General features: G+C 38.1%; 17 protein-coding genes and 1 pseudogene. 5 read left to right on the top strand and 13 right to left on the bottom strand.

What is annotated here, in order from left to right:
- Positions 1-332 precede the first annotated feature (332 nt).
- The 7 genes from nicK to M1D69_RS00180 form a co-directional block, all read right to left on the bottom strand.
- On the bottom strand, positions 333-1,391 hold the full coding sequence (nicK, locus tag M1D69_RS00210; protein WP_458104964.1) for a DNA relaxase NicK: 1,059 nt from the start codon (positions 1,389-1,391) through the stop codon (positions 333-335).
- Entirely contained in the window at positions 1,384-2,826 is a 1,443-nt protein-coding gene (gene conQ / locus M1D69_RS00205; RefSeq protein WP_458106235.1) for a coupling conjugation protein ConQ, read from the bottom strand. Before conQ ends, nicK begins: the two co-directional genes overlap by 8 nt.
- 249 nt (positions 2,827-3,075) lie before the next feature.
- Entirely contained in the window at positions 3,076-3,450 is a 375-nt protein-coding gene (locus M1D69_RS00200) for a YdcP family protein (RefSeq protein WP_017418452.1), read from the bottom strand.
- 16 nt (positions 3,451-3,466) lie between these two features.
- A complete protein-coding gene (locus tag M1D69_RS00195; protein ID WP_144482717.1) occupies positions 3,467-3,613 on the bottom strand; it encodes a hypothetical protein in 147 nt (48 codons plus the stop codon).
- 205 nt (positions 3,614-3,818) lie between these two features.
- Positions 3,819-4,079, bottom strand: a complete 261-nt coding sequence (locus M1D69_RS00190) for a hypothetical protein (RefSeq protein WP_458104965.1) — start codon at positions 4,077-4,079, stop codon at positions 3,819-3,821.
- A gap of 54 nt (positions 4,080-4,133) precedes the next feature.
- The gene (locus tag M1D69_RS00185) at positions 4,134-4,358 is read right to left on the bottom strand and encodes a hypothetical protein (RefSeq protein ID WP_458106236.1); all 225 of its coding nucleotides are present in this window, start codon (positions 4,356-4,358) and stop codon (positions 4,134-4,136) included.
- A 32-nt stretch (positions 4,359-4,390) separates the two neighbouring features.
- Positions 4,391-4,570, bottom strand: coding sequence for a hypothetical protein (locus M1D69_RS00180; RefSeq protein WP_019716390.1), 180 nt, complete (start codon positions 4,568-4,570; stop codon positions 4,391-4,393).
- A 296-nt stretch (positions 4,571-4,866) separates the two neighbouring features.
- Here M1D69_RS00180 and M1D69_RS00175 point away from each other — a divergent pair, with 296 nt between their 5' ends.
- Positions 4,867-5,250 carry a helix-turn-helix domain-containing protein gene (locus M1D69_RS00175; protein WP_019716391.1) on the top strand — a complete coding sequence of 128 codons (384 nt, stop codon included), beginning with the start codon at positions 4,867-4,869 and terminating at the stop codon, positions 5,248-5,250.
- On the top strand, positions 5,247-5,777 hold the full coding sequence (locus tag M1D69_RS00170; RefSeq protein WP_019716392.1) for an ImmA/IrrE family metallo-endopeptidase: 531 nt from the start codon (positions 5,247-5,249) through the stop codon (positions 5,775-5,777). The genes M1D69_RS00175 and M1D69_RS00170 overlap by 4 nt, the downstream gene beginning before the upstream one ends.
- A 109-nt stretch (positions 5,778-5,886) precedes the next feature.
- Here M1D69_RS00170 and M1D69_RS00165 read toward each other — a convergent pair whose 3' ends face one another.
- A complete protein-coding gene (locus M1D69_RS00165) occupies positions 5,887-7,083 on the bottom strand; it encodes a Rap family tetratricopeptide repeat protein (protein ID WP_458104966.1) in 1,197 nt (398 codons plus the stop codon).
- Positions 7,084-7,410: 327 nt separating this feature from the next.
- On the opposite strand from M1D69_RS00165, the gene M1D69_RS00160 reads away from it, so the two are divergent.
- Positions 7,411-8,478, top strand: a complete 1,068-nt coding sequence (locus tag M1D69_RS00160; RefSeq protein ID WP_458104967.1) for a hypothetical protein — start codon at positions 7,411-7,413, stop codon at positions 8,476-8,478.
- A 243-nt stretch (positions 8,479-8,721) separates the two neighbouring features.
- Here M1D69_RS00160 and M1D69_RS00155 read toward each other — a convergent pair whose 3' ends face one another.
- Positions 8,722-9,180 (bottom strand): hypothetical protein, encoded by a 459-nt coding sequence (locus M1D69_RS00155; RefSeq protein ID WP_458104968.1) that lies wholly within the window; start codon positions 9,178-9,180, stop codon positions 8,722-8,724.
- A complete protein-coding gene (locus tag M1D69_RS00150; protein WP_458104969.1) occupies positions 9,140-9,619 on the bottom strand; it encodes a hypothetical protein in 480 nt (159 codons plus the stop codon). The genes M1D69_RS00155 and M1D69_RS00150 overlap by 41 nt, the downstream gene beginning before the upstream one ends.
- Before the next feature lie 374 nt (positions 9,620-9,993).
- Between M1D69_RS00150 and M1D69_RS00145 the strand changes: the two are divergent.
- Positions 9,994-12,084, top strand: a pseudogene (locus M1D69_RS00145) (thioredoxin domain-containing protein).
- On the opposite strand, the gene M1D69_RS00140 reads toward M1D69_RS00145, so the two are convergent.
- Positions 12,081-12,980, bottom strand: coding sequence for a CPBP family intramembrane glutamic endopeptidase (locus M1D69_RS00140; RefSeq protein WP_458104970.1), 900 nt, complete (start codon positions 12,978-12,980; stop codon positions 12,081-12,083). The pseudogene M1D69_RS00145 and the gene M1D69_RS00140 sit on opposite strands and share 4 nt — an antisense overlap.
- A gap of 228 nt (positions 12,981-13,208) precedes the next feature.
- Between M1D69_RS00140 and M1D69_RS00135 the strand changes: the two genes are divergently transcribed.
- Positions 13,209-14,561, top strand: coding sequence for an MFS transporter (locus M1D69_RS00135; RefSeq protein ID WP_458104971.1), 1,353 nt, complete (start codon positions 13,209-13,211; stop codon positions 14,559-14,561).
- 30 nt (positions 14,562-14,591) lie between these two features.
- Here M1D69_RS00135 and M1D69_RS00130 read toward each other — a convergent pair whose 3' ends face one another.
- Positions 14,592-15,146, bottom strand: coding sequence for a maltose acetyltransferase domain-containing protein (locus M1D69_RS00130; RefSeq protein ID WP_458104972.1), 555 nt, complete (start codon positions 15,144-15,146; stop codon positions 14,592-14,594).
- Positions 15,147-15,164: 18 nt separating this feature from the next.
- Complete coding sequence (locus M1D69_RS00125) at positions 15,165-15,545, bottom strand: VOC family protein (protein WP_458104973.1); 381 nt, start codon at positions 15,543-15,545, stop codon at positions 15,165-15,167.
- Positions 15,546-15,579: the final 34 nt, after the last annotated feature.

The raw sequence follows: 15,579 nt of genomic DNA, 5'->3' as shown, positions 1-15,579 counted from the left end.
CATTTATTTTCCAATGGTATTATATAAGTATTTCTTATAAATTGCCTCCCTAAATTCCATAAAAAAGTGGTGATAATTACTTAAAACCTTTTGGGTTTCACCCAAACCCACCAACGGAAACCCGTTGGATTGCTGTTAATCTAGCCCCCTATTCCCCCGAATCATCGGGGGACTCCCTCGCCGGTAGGCAGGAACAAACGGTTGTTTGTTCAATGCCAAGAGGGTTTTGGTAGCGCTAATATGTCAACTCCTTATCCTCACTTCGCTCCGGTACCGTTGACACATACGTTTAATCGCATCACCTGTTTTTATTAAGATTTAGCAGCTTGTTTTTAAACGACCATGTCAGCAACATCAGCAAGAAACACATCTAGCATTTTTTTGTGTTTGTCTGCCAGTTCAGCTTCTGTAATCATATCTGACAGATCAGTTTTCCCTAAATGTTCATCGGCTTCAAGCACCATTTTCATAGTGGGAGCACAAGAGTTACGAAGCCAGTTTCTTGATTTCTGATAGAAATCTTTTTGTGGTTTGACGTACAAAGGAAGTCTCCCAACATCACCTATAAATTCAGACCAAAAAAGGCTCGTTTTCCAATGCTCTCTAGTGATGTTTTCATCAGCATCAACGAACCTTACATAGTTATTAATAATCTGCATAGCGATTAAGGTTAAATCCTTTGTTTTCAATAAAGCATCTATAGCCACTTGTGCACGTTCATTTTTCAGCCGCAATTCATAACGATTCCAATCGCCTAGTTCTTCTAACGGAATGTTATACTTTTCTGCTTGTTCATAGTTTTTCTCATAAAAGCAAAGGTACGCTTCTGACTTTTTAGAACCGAAGTATATTGTCGTCCCGCCTGCAATGCCATCAGATAGATCAAAGGAGCCATTGAAGTCGGATTTTCTAAAGCGTGAAATACATTCGCCCTTTTGGGCTTTCTTTAACAATTCCGGTATAGAAAAGTACGTCTTTTTATCATCAATCGCCAAATCAAAGCGAGTAAATGAACCGCCTTGCGCCATGCAATCTTGAAAGAAGTCGTACCATGTTTTCTTCCGGCATTCCAAGAAGGATTCAAATTGACGGCAACCTTGACCGGACATTTCTATCAAAATACCTCTGTTATCATCTGGCGCAGAATAAAAGACTTTGATATAGTCCAGTTCGAACGTGCCAACGTAGCCATAGAAACCAGATTGTTTCTCGGTCATAAAGTCTTTGCTAAGGTGAAGAACCTCTTCAATAATTCGGTCAACATCATGGGCTTTAAAAGAGACTCGAATATAGTCAACCATTGATACCAAAGGACTTTCAACGGTTTCATTTTTTTCTTTTACGATTACTACCCCCCTGTTAGCGTGGGGGGGTTGTTTTAGCTCATCCATTCGCTTCGCTCACTCCTTCGCCGCTGGCCGTCTGGTCGCTTACGCTGCCGCTGGCGACTGCCGTCGCCTGCGCTCCCTCGACTCCAACCAGCGCATTTTTAATAGACGACATAAAATCATATCCTTTCGGCACGATAGGGCTGTAAAATTCCAACACTGCACCAGTGCCAACATTGGCATATCCTCGCCCTGTCTCTTTTTTATTCACATATGCTTTATCAACATCACCAAACATCATCCCGTAGCCCGTATCTGACATTAAACCTAACGACACCCGGAAGCTAAACTGATCTCGAATACCATCAGCCAAATATTTTGCATCTGGACGTTGTGCCCCTAAAACGAGAAAGTAACCCGCCTGTCTCCCCAACATGACCAACTGTTTCATGTAAGAAAGGGCTTCATTTCTTTCTTTCATATCTAATAAATCCATAAATGCCACATATTCATCAAAGAAGATAAAAACAGGCTTCAACCCTAAATAGGCGTAGTTTTCACCTGTCTTATAATTAGGCATTTTCTTCATTTCATCCATGCGCTCCATCATGCCATCTACAGACTTTCTCAGGCACATAAGAATACCGTTCTTTTGGGAATAGACCTTTTTCGGAAGTACTTCTTCCAAGTCTGCTAAATCTGCATTTTTAGGATCTAGTATTCTTACATCTGCCCCCAGTCCAACACATGCCTTAATGATCGTCAGCATGAAGTATGTTTTCCCTCCACCTGTACCTCCTGCAATTAGCATGTGCGGCAACTTATCAAAATGCCATGAAATATGCTTCATTAACGGAAGGACTCCATTCTCAGCTACTGCATCATCAATAGAAATACGATTCTTTTTCACATCGTAAAGAAGCTTAAAGCATACAAAACCTTCTTCCATTTGCTTATCCACCAGGTCACAAAATAAGCCGTTTTCCAAATCCTTTCCTAAGTCTAGGAAGCGATTCTGAAAACGGCTCATGTCCATAGCAATACGGATATAAATGTGGTTGTTTTTGACCCTATAATACATTCTAGGAAAGTATGTGATTTTTTCCTTTGTGTCAGTTTCATTTGAAAAGAGTTTCCTTACTTTCACATTTTCTTTTTCGTAAAACTTATTAGAGAAAATCATCTTAGCAATCTTTTGTCTGTGAAGAATTTTCTTATAGCTGTTAAAGAAAAGAAAATAAGATGCAACTATGCTTCCAACAGCAATTAATAAAGAGCATAAAACGCTTTTGATGATTAAAGGCACATTCCACTCAAAATGTTTTATAACACGGTTAAGATCAAAATTAATTAGTTGTTCTCTCCAAAAGATGAACATAGACAATAAAAAAACAGGCACAAAGATGATTGCGCCTGCTAATTTTACGTTGTTTCTCATGTACGGGCGGATTCGTTTGCCCCTGTACTTCCAAAACCTTTTATTAAAGAAATCACTAATATCGATCATTAGAATTCATACCCCGATGATTTTTCTCTACAAGAGTGACAATACATTTCCCACACATAACCTCTCGGGACTTCTTCTTGATAATACTCTACGGCATTGTCCTCCTCACAACAATGACATTCGCCAAGTTCAATTGTAGGGATAACGACATTCTCAAAGTACACAGATTTAACGGTCTTCACTTCGCCATTACCTCCGTTTTCTTCAACATAATCAAAATAACTGTACTCGATTTATAAATTATTTCTTATCAGAAGTTCCTGGTGTTACTGTTTTGTTTGCAGGACTAGACCCAGTGCCTTTTAATACGAGATCTTCTGCTTCGACAGTCCAGTTAACATTAGCAAAATTCCCGTTTGCTCTAGCAGAAGCCATGATTTTCGGATTTTTCAATTCAACATCCTTAAAGAAATCAAATTCCTTCAAATCAACATAAGCAGGAATTGTCACTTCGATCTGCCCGCCTTGCACACTTGATCCTAGATTATAAATCCTCGATTCCAAAGTATCCGTTCTTTTTCCATCCACATAGGCATAGCGCTCACGATTTAACCCTAAAAATTTCAGTTCACCAAAAGTCATATTAATATCCGGCACGATAAAGTTTAAGTTCATTTTTCATATCCCCATTTCATTTTTTATTATTTATTTTCAAACGATCATCAATTTCGATTTTATATTTTGAATTCGCTCCGGTTCTGTATCCATCTTGGCGCTTATCAGTTGCTAACGGCTTTATGCCCTCATGGCAACCTAGTAGGCTAATTATAGCCATCAAGCTGACTACAGCTATTCCGCACGCTTATTCTAGCCTGCTACAGCATTTAAAGTGATTGCTGTTCATCACTCAAATACTCACGCATGACTTTTCTACATGAATGCCGTATAATAAAAGTGTCTAGTTTTTATTTGCCGGCGTTCTTGATGATTATTCGTCAAGGCGCTTTCTTTGTTTATATGTAGTTTTCAAAGAACAAACACCCCTAGCGACATAAGTTATACAATTCATCGTTATATAAAGTAAACACTTGGTTATCCTTCTTACTCAATGGACGAGATGACCAGATACACCACCAATTCCAACCTTTTAACTGCTTGGATACTTGTTCATTAGCCCTTAAATGATTATCTTCATCGACAACAAAAGTTTCATAAATCACATAATCTTTAAAATGTTTCAAATCTTTATCAGCCTTCAAAGCTTCAACATCAGTGATGATTGTTGCATTCACCCTTATTTTCATCGCATCCCCCCTTTCAAAGGATTCTTAACCGGCTCCCTATAGTGGTATATAACATCACACTATGGCTGATTGCCGCAGCTTTTCAATTTCTTTTCTTCCAATGCCGTAATGCTTACATATCCTGCGATATGAAACGCCTTTTCGCAGTAATTCATTAACATTGCCATTTGTTAAGGGAAGGTTCAATTGATGATTTATGATGACCGAATTAAGAGCAATTTTCATTCGTGCTATCCAATCACCTTCCATTTGTCTGGCCAACGGAACAGCTTCTTTCATAAACAAATGAGTTTGGTTTAAACTGATGACACTCACCCCGTTGTTTTATAAATATATTTCTCTTCAAATCTGGCACGGCTGACTTTTCCTTTAACAACTTTGTATCCCTCTTGTTTGAGTTCCTTATTTAACTCCCTAATGATTTGATATGCTTTTGCCTGCCCTACCCCCAAAATGTTTTGGATGTTGTCAGCAGTTAAAAATTCTTTCAAAACAACTCCCTCCTTTTCTGCCTTTTTCGTCTTTACGTTTATAAGTTAATTATAATTAAACTATTCGTTTAAGTCAATACAAAATTAAACTTTTTGCATAAAAAACAATGGTTTTTTTGATTTCAGCGCAAGGACTCACGTTACATATAATGAATGTAAAACCATTATATTTATGCATTTAGTTTAAGCAAACAATAAAATTAAACTTATCGAAAAGATAATCGGTAAGTCCTAGCTTGGTTACAATTGATGGTGATAATATAAAAATAAACTTTCTGTAGATTGGACGAATTTATATGAGTTTAGGAAAACGATTAAAAGAAGCGAGAAAAAAACGTGGACTTTCCCAAATTGAAGTTGCTCAAAAACTTAACATTTCTAACCAAGTCATTTCTAATTATGAAAGAGATTTTCGTGATCCAGACACAAAAACATTAAAGCAATTAAGCGACTTGTATAATGTTTCAACTGATTATTTAGTAGGTAAAGCTCCCATTGAAAGCAACAATAAGGCTTCAAAATTGACCCAAACATTTAATGAAGTAATTGAGGAACTAAAGGATGAAGATACACTACTCTTTAAAAATGACGGTGAGTTTGACGAAGAAACAGCTCTCCTAATTAAGAAGGCATTAAAAAATGGAATAAAGCTTGTAGATGAATTAAAGAGGAAAGAGTGATACCAATTTATACGAGCAAAAACATAAAACACAAAGTACAGTTAATCTTGTTGAGTTACGGAACTAATGATGTTTATGAAATTTGCGAACAACTAAATATAATCATAACAAAGAACAACTTAGGGCAAGCCGAAGGTTTACTTCAACATCTTAAAGAAGAAAATCGTTATATTATTCATACAAATGAAAAACTAACGCACCAAACAATCCAAAAATTCATTGTTGCCCACGAACTAGGACATTATTTCCTCCACAAAAATTTAAATGCTTTTAAAGTGGCTAATTGCTCCGCTGTCTTAAAAGATAAGTTAGAACACCAAGCAAATATATTCGCTTCTGAATTGTTACTTCCAGACAAATTATTAAAAGAACATTTATTCGAAATACAAAACTTAACAATCCATCAACTAGCATCTTTCTTCAATCTACCTACACATGTCATACAGCACAAACACTCACAATTGAAACTTTTGTCAAGAAACCGAATGGAAACAGGAATTAATCATGTATGCGAAATCTCTATATAGAAAAAAGCCCACTCACGAAAAACGAGTGGGTTTACTTTAGCTTCCAAGCCGATCTGATGCAATACTCATTACGTCTTCAGATTTAGCTTGATGACCAAAAGTATCTGAATTAAAGGATAAGCCCAGTATTGTCATCCCCATTAAAATCGTCACTGATAAGGCAATCATTTTTTTCTTCATGAATAATCTCCCCTTTTCGAATTTCGTTTCTGGCTGCTATTACCTTACGATAATATTCGTTAGAGAGCGAAGAATTTCCTTTTTCATAATAAAACTCTGCAACTTCATGAGCATATTCTTCAATATCAGCAAATAATTTCTTCGATTGAAAGTAATCTAAGGCCTCATTAATTAAAGAAACATCTTCATTGGAAAAATAAAGTCCCTTTAGCAACTTGAATTTGGCTTGGTATTCATAATCATTGTTACGCATAGCAATGGCACTTCCTTGTTCAAAATAAAGGTGCGCTTTATTCATTTCTCCTTTTTGTGCCAATACATGAGACAAATTAAATAAAGTTTTAGACATAAAAATATGCTTTTCCTCTTGAAAGACTTGCAATGCCTTCATGAGATTTTGAATCGACAAATCATATTGACCAACACTCCTATAAACGATACCTAAATTCATATGAAATGTTGCAATGAGATATTTTTTTCCGATTTTAAAAGCATCCTGTAATCCTTTTTTCAATTCCTTAATTGCACTATTGTAATTTAAAGTATCAATTAAGTTTCCAGCTACAATAAACCTGCAATGAAGTATTCTTTCATCATGAATATCAAATTTCTGGTATATCTTTATAGCTCTCTTTGCATAACTCAGTGAAAAATAAGTTTGTTTCATATAGTAATATACTTCTGATACTTTAAAATAAAATTCTCCACGTTCAATCTCATCTTCAATCTCTGATAATTTGGTTTCAGCTAAACTATAGGCGTTTATTGCAGAAACAAGTTCTTTTCTTCTGAATTCGTACATTCCCATGAAAAAGAAGAAATAATACTCAAGCATTTTTGACAAACTGCCTTCTTTTTCTTTCAAAATTTCGTAAGTATTCCTAACTTCTTCAACATCTTTTGATCTCAAATAAATTAGCATTAGTTCATGTCTAAAATCTAAAAGTTGATAATATAGGAGTACATCTTGCTTCATTTCGACTTCTTCTAAAAGAGATTCAATTTCCGACTTCTTCTTTTGGGCTTCTTCAATCATATTTTTCTTTATGGTTGTATACCATGAATTCAACTTAGATATTAAAATTTCATACGGAATCCTTTCTTTTTTTATAGATGTATGATCCAAGAAAAATCTCACCCCGCAGATTTACAAAATTATTCGAATATTTACATTAATTGTATTATGTCAGATCAAAAAGCCATTTACAATTCCTAATGTAAAAAGGTACATATGAGCTATACCTTGACTATATGATTGCGTTTTTTTTGCGGTAATAGCGATACTTTTGAAACTTGACATTAAAGCATATATTCGTGAAATTTTTTGGATTTTTCTCTTAAAAAAAGAAGATGATGCTATAATATACAGGAACATTATTCAAGTTATCTTTGACATATTAATAAGTTGCGTTTAAACTTTCTGAATTTAAAATACAGCTTTTGGGGGACATTAATGGCGTACACAGCAGTAAGTAAAGAATTAGCAGCTAAAACAAGAAAATTAACTAAATTATTGCCTGAAGTGTTAGAGGTTACAGGTTTTTCAAAACTCCAACTTCATGCCAAGATCGGTGGGAAGAATGCTGAATTCATCGATATAAAAAATGAAGTTATTATGGATCCTGATCACTTTGTTGCCTTATGGAGCAAAGGATTAATTAGATACTTAGATGATATAGGAGAGCATAAAGAAAACAGTAAAGTTTATGAAATGCTTAAACTGATACAAAAATATGAAGTTGTAAGGGATTATACGTTCACTTTTTTAGAGAGAACTTATTTAAGACATTATACTGACCTATCAAAAAAGCGTCCTACAGTTGAAGAGGCTACTATGTGGATTGGTCAAAGAAATGCATCCTATGGCCTTCTTGTCACTCCTCGATTTGCCAATGGCAATTGGGAAAATGATCAAAGTGAAATTAGACGCTTCAAAAAAAATTACTGGACAATTGGACATGTTCTCCAAACTGGTTTAGTAATTCCTTTTGTAGATGAAAAAATTGAATTTCATGATATAGACCAGTATCTTTCTTTCTTTAAAAACACAATGGTGAGGGCTTCTGGTTCTCAATATGAATTAGAAATAGCCAAGAGGTATTGTGATTTTGTACGAAATTCAGAAAATCCAGAGGATGTTCCTTTATTAATTCCTGAATTTAGATATGACGGAATTGCTGATAATCATAAATATAGACTTGATTTCACTATTATTGATCCTAAAACATTGAATAAATACGGTTTTGAATTGTCTCCTTGGTCAACACATGGATACATTAAAGGTACAAAAGGGAAGCTACAGAAGGAAATTAATGAAGAAGCTAAACGAAACTTCGAAAAAGAAATGACAAAGCATAAAAGTTATTTCAAGAAATTCGGGATATTCGTTTTAATATATACAGACATTGATTTAACTAACATTGATAAAGTTTTCAAAGATATGGAAAGTTATTTGAACCCAGAGTCAACTCAGACTCAACTAAAACTTCACATTCTAGATGATCTTCTAAAATATGATTAATCATACAAAGGCTAATATTTTAAAATAGTTAGCCTTTGTATTTAACCCAAAGAAGAAGGGGATCCCCTCCCAGCAATAACAATAAATCCATAGATTATGCTGAAAATTCCCAAATAACATACTTCCTTTGCTGAGGGACCAAAAACAATTATTATCGTCTTTATTAGGTAGGTTAACCTAGTTATTTAGCAACATGCACATTTGACCTTTTTTATACAAAAAAAACAGAAACAAAATTAATAATTAATCGTCTTGGTCCTCATCTACAGCAATTCTTGCATAATCACCAATTTTAATAGTTTTCTCACCAGTAACTCTACCAGTAATATCTTCTTCACCTACATTAATTTTTTCGGATTTAATTTCTGTTCTTGCATACCCTCCAAGAGCAGTTTGTAGTGTACTAGCTATATTTGAACTAGCAAACGCTTTTTGAAGTGCAGAGGGTTGATAAATCTTCGTTTTTACAAGCTTCTTACAAACTGAAAAGTTTGAGTATAGTTCAACTACTTCTAATTTATCTTTTATGAAATCGAGTGTTCCAAGCTTTTTATCACCATCAAATGGGTCAGTGATTTCTTCTCCTTGTAGATATATTTCAATTTTGTCACCCAAAGAGACATCTTTATTTAGTCCCCCATTAATTACTAGACTATACTCATCAATTATTTTTATTACGCGAAACTCTATATAATTGGTCATCAAAATCCCTCTTTTCCTCTCGAATTATTTTCAATACTCTTTCCTTAACCTGCCTTGCTTCATCCCTTACCTTTGAATACACATGTCCTCTTCCAGCATCCCTGACATATCCCTCGTATTGAGTTATAATGTCACAAATTTCAACCATGTTATGGTCAACGAAGAGTTTTCTTTTATGAATAAACTCTTGAATATCATTATTAATCTTCTGACTTTCACCTAATTCCTGCTTCAACTTATTTATTTCCCTTATATAATTTTTTTGTTTAATCCCTAAGTAAATCGCCACAATAAGAATACAAATGAAAAATGTGCCTAATATTAGTATAGTCTTTGTAAACAAGCTCAAATTTGGAAAAAGAAAACCAACCAAGGTTACCAAACCTGGCAAAATAGTGAAAAATATTATAAATCCGAGATCTTTAATAATTTTTACCACCTCCCAAACACACCTGATAGCCTTATATTTTTTCATAATTGTACCATGTTACAATGCAGCTTGATGAGATATTAAGCATTTTTTTGTTGCTAAACTAAACTTAAATCAGATGAAAGAAGTGGGATAAATCAGGCTTGCTTATTCGGAGTTACAAAACAGCAGTACCCGATTGGATATCTTTATTTTTTAACCTATTTCCCTTTGTAACAACGAGTATTTGATTTGACGTTGGAAAAGGAATTAAATTTATCGGGGCAGTATTAGCTATATTTAACTTGGATCGGCGGTTAGTATAATTTAAAGGTATAAACTAAACTCCACTATGGTACAGTAAAAATAGAAATAAATAATCAAAAGTGAAAGAAGGTGATCCCATGCCAAACAAAAGTAAACCCAATAGATTAATCGCTGAGAAGTCTCCTTATTTACTTCAACATGCTCATAACCCTGTGGACTGGTTCCCTTGGGGAGAAGAAGCATTTGAAAAAGCGAAACGCGAAAACAAGCCTGTTCTCGTATCTATTGGGTATAGCTAACCATGGCTAATCTAAAGAACATGCCATTGGTGCCACGTCATGGCTCATGAAAGCTTCGAGGATGAGGAAATTGCGCGTCTCCTCAATGAACGGTTTGTTGCGATTAAAGTAGATCGGGAAGAGCGCCCTGATGTTGATTCTGTTTATATGAGAATCTGCCAGCTGATGACCGGACAAGGCGGCTGGCCATTGAATGTGTTTATCACGCCTGATCAGAAGCCGTTTTACGCGGGTACATATTTTCCGAAGACGAGTAAATATAATCGACCGGGTTTTGTTGACGTGCTTGAGCATCTTTCAGAAACGTTTGCGAACGATCGTGAGCATGTCGAGGATATTGCAGAAAACGCCGCTAAACATTTACAGACAAAAACAGCGGCTAAAACAAGTGAGGGGTTAAGCGAATCAGCGATCCACCGGACATTCCAGCAGCTTGCCAACGGTTTCGATACAATCTATGGCGGCTTCGGACAGGCGCCGAAATTTCCTATGCCTCATATGCTCATGTATTTGCTCCGTTATTATCACAAGACGGGGCAGGAAAACGCTTTGTACAACGTCACGAAAACACTGGACAGCATGGCAAATGGAGGCATCTATGACCATATCGGCTATGGATTTGCCCGCTATTCGACCGATGATGAGTGGCTCGTCCCTCACTTTGAAAAAATGCTGTATGACAATGCGCTCCTGCTGACAGCTTATACTGAAGCTTATCAAGTCACGCAAAACAGCCGTTACAAAGAGATTTGTGAGCAGATCATTACGTTCATTCAACGGGAAATGACCCATGAAGACGGGAGCTTTTTCTCCGCTTTAGACGCGGATACAGAAGGCGAAGAAGGAAAGTACTACGTGTGGTCAAAAGAAGAGATCTTGAAGACGCTCGGAGAGGATCTCGGCACGCTGTATTGCAACGTGTATGACATCACAGAAAAAGGCAACTTTGAGGGCAAAAACATTCCCAACCTCATTCACACCAAGCGGGAACAAATCAAAGCGGATAGCGGCTTAACCGAAGAAGGGCTCAGCCGCAAGCTTGATGATGCAAGACTGAAGCTGTTAGAGACGCGTGAAGAAAGAACATATCCGCATGTTGATGATAAGGTGCTGACGTCATGGAACGCACTAATGATTGCGGGTCTCGCTAAAGCGGCAAAGGTATTCCAGGAACCCCAATACCTCACCTTGGCTGAAGACGCTATCACCTTTATTGAAAACAATGTAATCATCGACGGCCGGGTGATGGTTCGGTATCGTGACGGCGAAGTGAAAAACAAAGGATTTATCGACGATTATGCCTTTCTCTTATGGGCTTATCTCGACCTCTATGAAGCCTCGTTTAATCTATCATATTTAGAAAAAGCGAAGAAGATGTCAGACGATATGATCGATTTGTTTTGGGACGAGGAGCATGGTGGATTCTACTTTACCGGACACGACGCAGAAGCGTTAATTGTCAGAGAAAAAGAAGTGTACGATGGCGCCGTGCCTTCAGGAAACAGCGTGGCAGCCGTTCAGCTTCTGCGCCTCGGGCAAGTCACAGGCGATTTGTCGCTGATTGAAAAAGCCGAAACGATGTTTTCCGTGTTCAAGCCTGAAATCGAGGCATACCCGAGCGGCCACTCTTTCTTTATGCAAAGTGTGTTAAAACATATGACGCCTAAAAAGGAAATTGTGATTTTTGGGCGCCCGGACGATTCAGACAGAAAACAAATCACAAGCGCGCTTCAACAGGCCTTTATTCCAAACGATTCCATCCTGGTGGCAGAGCATCCCGACCAGTGCAAAGACATTGCGCCATTTGCGGCTGACTATCGCATCATAGACGATCAAACAACCGTGTATATTTGTGAAAATTTCGCCTGCCAGCAGCCGACAACAGACATCGAAGAAGCCTTACAAACATTAAAAAGCAGCAGGGATTAAACGCCTTGCTGCTTTCTTTTTGATCTCTTATGGTATTGTACAACGATAAACGCAAAGAAAAGATTAACGACAACCGTAAAGAAAGTCTCCCACATCGGATTTCCCCGTGTGATGGCAAATAATGAAGGAATATCTCCATATACACTGTTTTTTTCAGTAATAAATAGACATAAAAACATATTATTCGCGGCATGCACACCAAGTGAAATTTCAAGGCTGCCTGTTTTGACCGTATAATACGTTAAAAGAATCCCAATTGTTACATACTCAATGCCTGCCCAAAAAGCGCCATTACTCATTTCAGGATTGCCAAAGTGTACAACCCCAAATAGACCGCCGACAATCAGCGTCAATACAAAAGGGTTCTTTATCACTTTTCCAAAAGCTTGCAATAAAAATCCCCTGAAAAACAGTTCTTCCGCAGAAGTCTGGAACGGCACCAATAACAGAGATGCCACAAGCAGCCACAGAAAACGTGAGGCGTCAAAATCCTGAAAAGTGTATTTCGCCGGATGAATCGCATAATCAATCCCCTGAACCACAGCCATCAGCAAGAAATAAGCGAGAAAGCCAAAGAAAATGCTGCGCCAGTTGATTTTTGCATGCGGTGTAATGACTGACCGAAACGGGCGTTTCAGGATAAATCGAACAGCCAGCCAAACCCCAGGGATCGCAAATACATAAACGATATGAGCTAAAAACAGATCAGCCAAAGAATCGGTTAACATACCTGTATCCACATCAAACGCGATATGTGGACTTAAAAGTGCAGTCAATAACATCATAAATACATAAACAATGCTTCCAAAAAAGAATAAGCCAACCATCACCAAAAAGGAGAAAAAATATCTCCACAATGTATTGTTTCCTTCTAGAGGACGGATAAATGAATTCATTCCTTCTATGACTCTTCCTTTCAATGAGAATATTACTATATATTTGCATAATTTGTTCTATTAATCTACTGTTTTGGAAATCTTTTAAGCAAAATTAAGGCGTAAAGTGTGAATTTAGTTCTTCCATCTAGTGATTTGAACTCTGTCCCCAATGAACCAAGATACTTATAATAATGCCAAGAGGGGAATGTTCAGTCTTTCTCCCGCTATTAAAAAAGGGGGTTTTTTATGAATACGGGCGTCAAACAGAAACATACACATCCTTTTTCAAACGTTGCAAACCGTCTAGACCGCCTCCCAATTTCACGTGTCCACTTCCAAGTATTAACCGCTCTCGGCATTGTTTACTTCTTTGATCTTGCGGATTTATTTACCCTCAGCAATGTAGCGCCGGCACTGATCGAGCATTGGGGACTCCAGCTTTCAACCATTGCCAATGTAACGGCTGCTTCGTTTTTAGGCATGTTTTTGGGAGCATCACTTGGAGGACGGCTTTCAGATCGAATCGGCCGAAAAAAAGCCTTGAACCTATTTGTCTTCGTTTTCTCAATCGCATCGTTATGCAATGCCGCGGCATGGGACATCCCATCCTTAATGGCGTTTCGTTTCCTCACTGGGTTTGGCGTCGCAGCTGCCATGATCATCACCAATAGCTATTTAGCAGAATTTTTCCCGTCCAGTGTTCGCGGAAAATATATTTCTTTCTGTGCCATGATCGGATTGATCGGCGTTCCGATCACCAACATCGTATCAGCCTTTGTCATTCCGCTCGGCTCATGGGGATGGAGACTTGTCTTTGTGTGGGGCGCTGTTGGTCTTATATATTTTTTCTTTATTCGGCGGCTGGATGAATCACCCCGCTGGCATGAAAATCGCGGTGAATATGAAAAAGCCGATGCCATCCTGAAAAGGATTGAAGCAAGCGTTGAAAAAGAAAAAGGCCCGCTTCCTGCTCCGGCGCCGCAAACCTCAAGCGGACAAGCCCAACATGCGGGTTACGCGGGATTATTAAAGGGGAAAAACCTTAAAATAACCATTGTGTTATCCGCGGTATGGATTTTTGAAACCTTTGGATTCTACGGCTTTGCCTCCTGGGTTCCCAGCCTGCTGAAAAGCAACGGGGTCACGATGGAAAATACATTATGGTATAACGTATTGCACTCGGTCGGCGCTCCGCTCGGCGCATTGCTGGGTTCAATGATTTCTGAAAAATTTCAAAGAAAATGGATATTGGCCGCCAGTGCGTTTCTGACTGCCATCGCAGGTCTTTTATATGGCATGACCTTCATTCCAATCATGATTATCGTGTTTGGTTTCATCGTCAATATTACGGAACGGGTTTTCACATCCAACTTATATGCGTATACATCTGAGCCTTTCCCAACAGAATATCGCTCGTCAGGGAGCGGTTTAGCTTATGGGCTCGGGCGCTTTTCGAACATCTTCGGATCATTGCTCGTCGGTTTTATCGCAGTTCAGCTCGGCTATGTCAGCGTCTTTTTCTTTATAGGCGGCTGCTGGCTCGCATGCTCCATTTTGTTAATCTGCTTCGGCCCCAATACGAATGCCAAGCAGATATAAAAAGTCAGTGCGGCGTTAACCGCACTGATTTCAATTCAATTCCTTCAGCTTTCTCGCGGGGTTTCCCCCTACAACCGTATTCGCAGGCACATCCTTTGTCACTATGGAACCCGAAGCAATCACCGCGTTATCGCCGATCGTCACTCCCGGGTTTATTACTGCCCGTCCGCCAATCCAAACATTATCTCCTATTGTAACAGGCTTACCGAACTCCTTCCCCGACTTCCTTTCAAGCGGGTCGAGAGGGTGACCTGCCGTGTAGATATGCACCCCTGGAGCAATCAAACAATCACGTCCTATACGAACTTCACAAACATCAAGAATGACACAGTCAAAATTAACAAATGTACGATCTCCCATATGAATGTGATAGCCATAATCACAGCGGAATGTCGGCAAAATGGTGACTTGATTACCGATCGAACCCAGCAGATTTTTCAAAAGTTCCGTTCGCACTGACTCATCTTCTGGTGATTCGTTATATTGTTTAATCAGATTTCTCGCATGTTTACGCTCTAGTGATAATTCACGGTCTTCCGAATTGTATAATTCTCCAGCTGCCATTTTTTCTTTTTCTGTCAGCATTCAAGTCACTCCAAGATTTTAAATTGTAATCTCTATTAGATTTCCTTCCTCATCTTCAATTACGCTTTCATAGTAGCCGTCCCCCGTCGTCCTTGGGCCGCTAACTACAGCAAATCCGTCCTGCTTTAACCTTTCTGTCAGTTCATCAACATTCTCTTTGCTTCCAGTGGAAAAAGCGATATGCGCCCAGCCTGTCATTGTTTGTGACGGCTGATCAGTCACATCTCCTTTTTTCATGATTTCCAGCCTTGCTCCGGAATCAAACGTCATAAAATACGACTTAAAATTTTTCTTCTCATTATGATAAAGAGAATTGGCTTTGCCATGAAAGTATGTTTCATAAAAAGCCTTCATTCGTTCTAAATCTCTGACCCAGATGGCCGTGTGCTCAATACGCATTTCTTCCTCCTCCTTTGTCTTTCAATGAAGTTAT

The sequence above is a fragment of the Bacillus sp. PK3-037 genome, from assembly GCF_054161355.1.
This window is presented reverse-complemented; position numbering and strand designations above follow the sequence as displayed.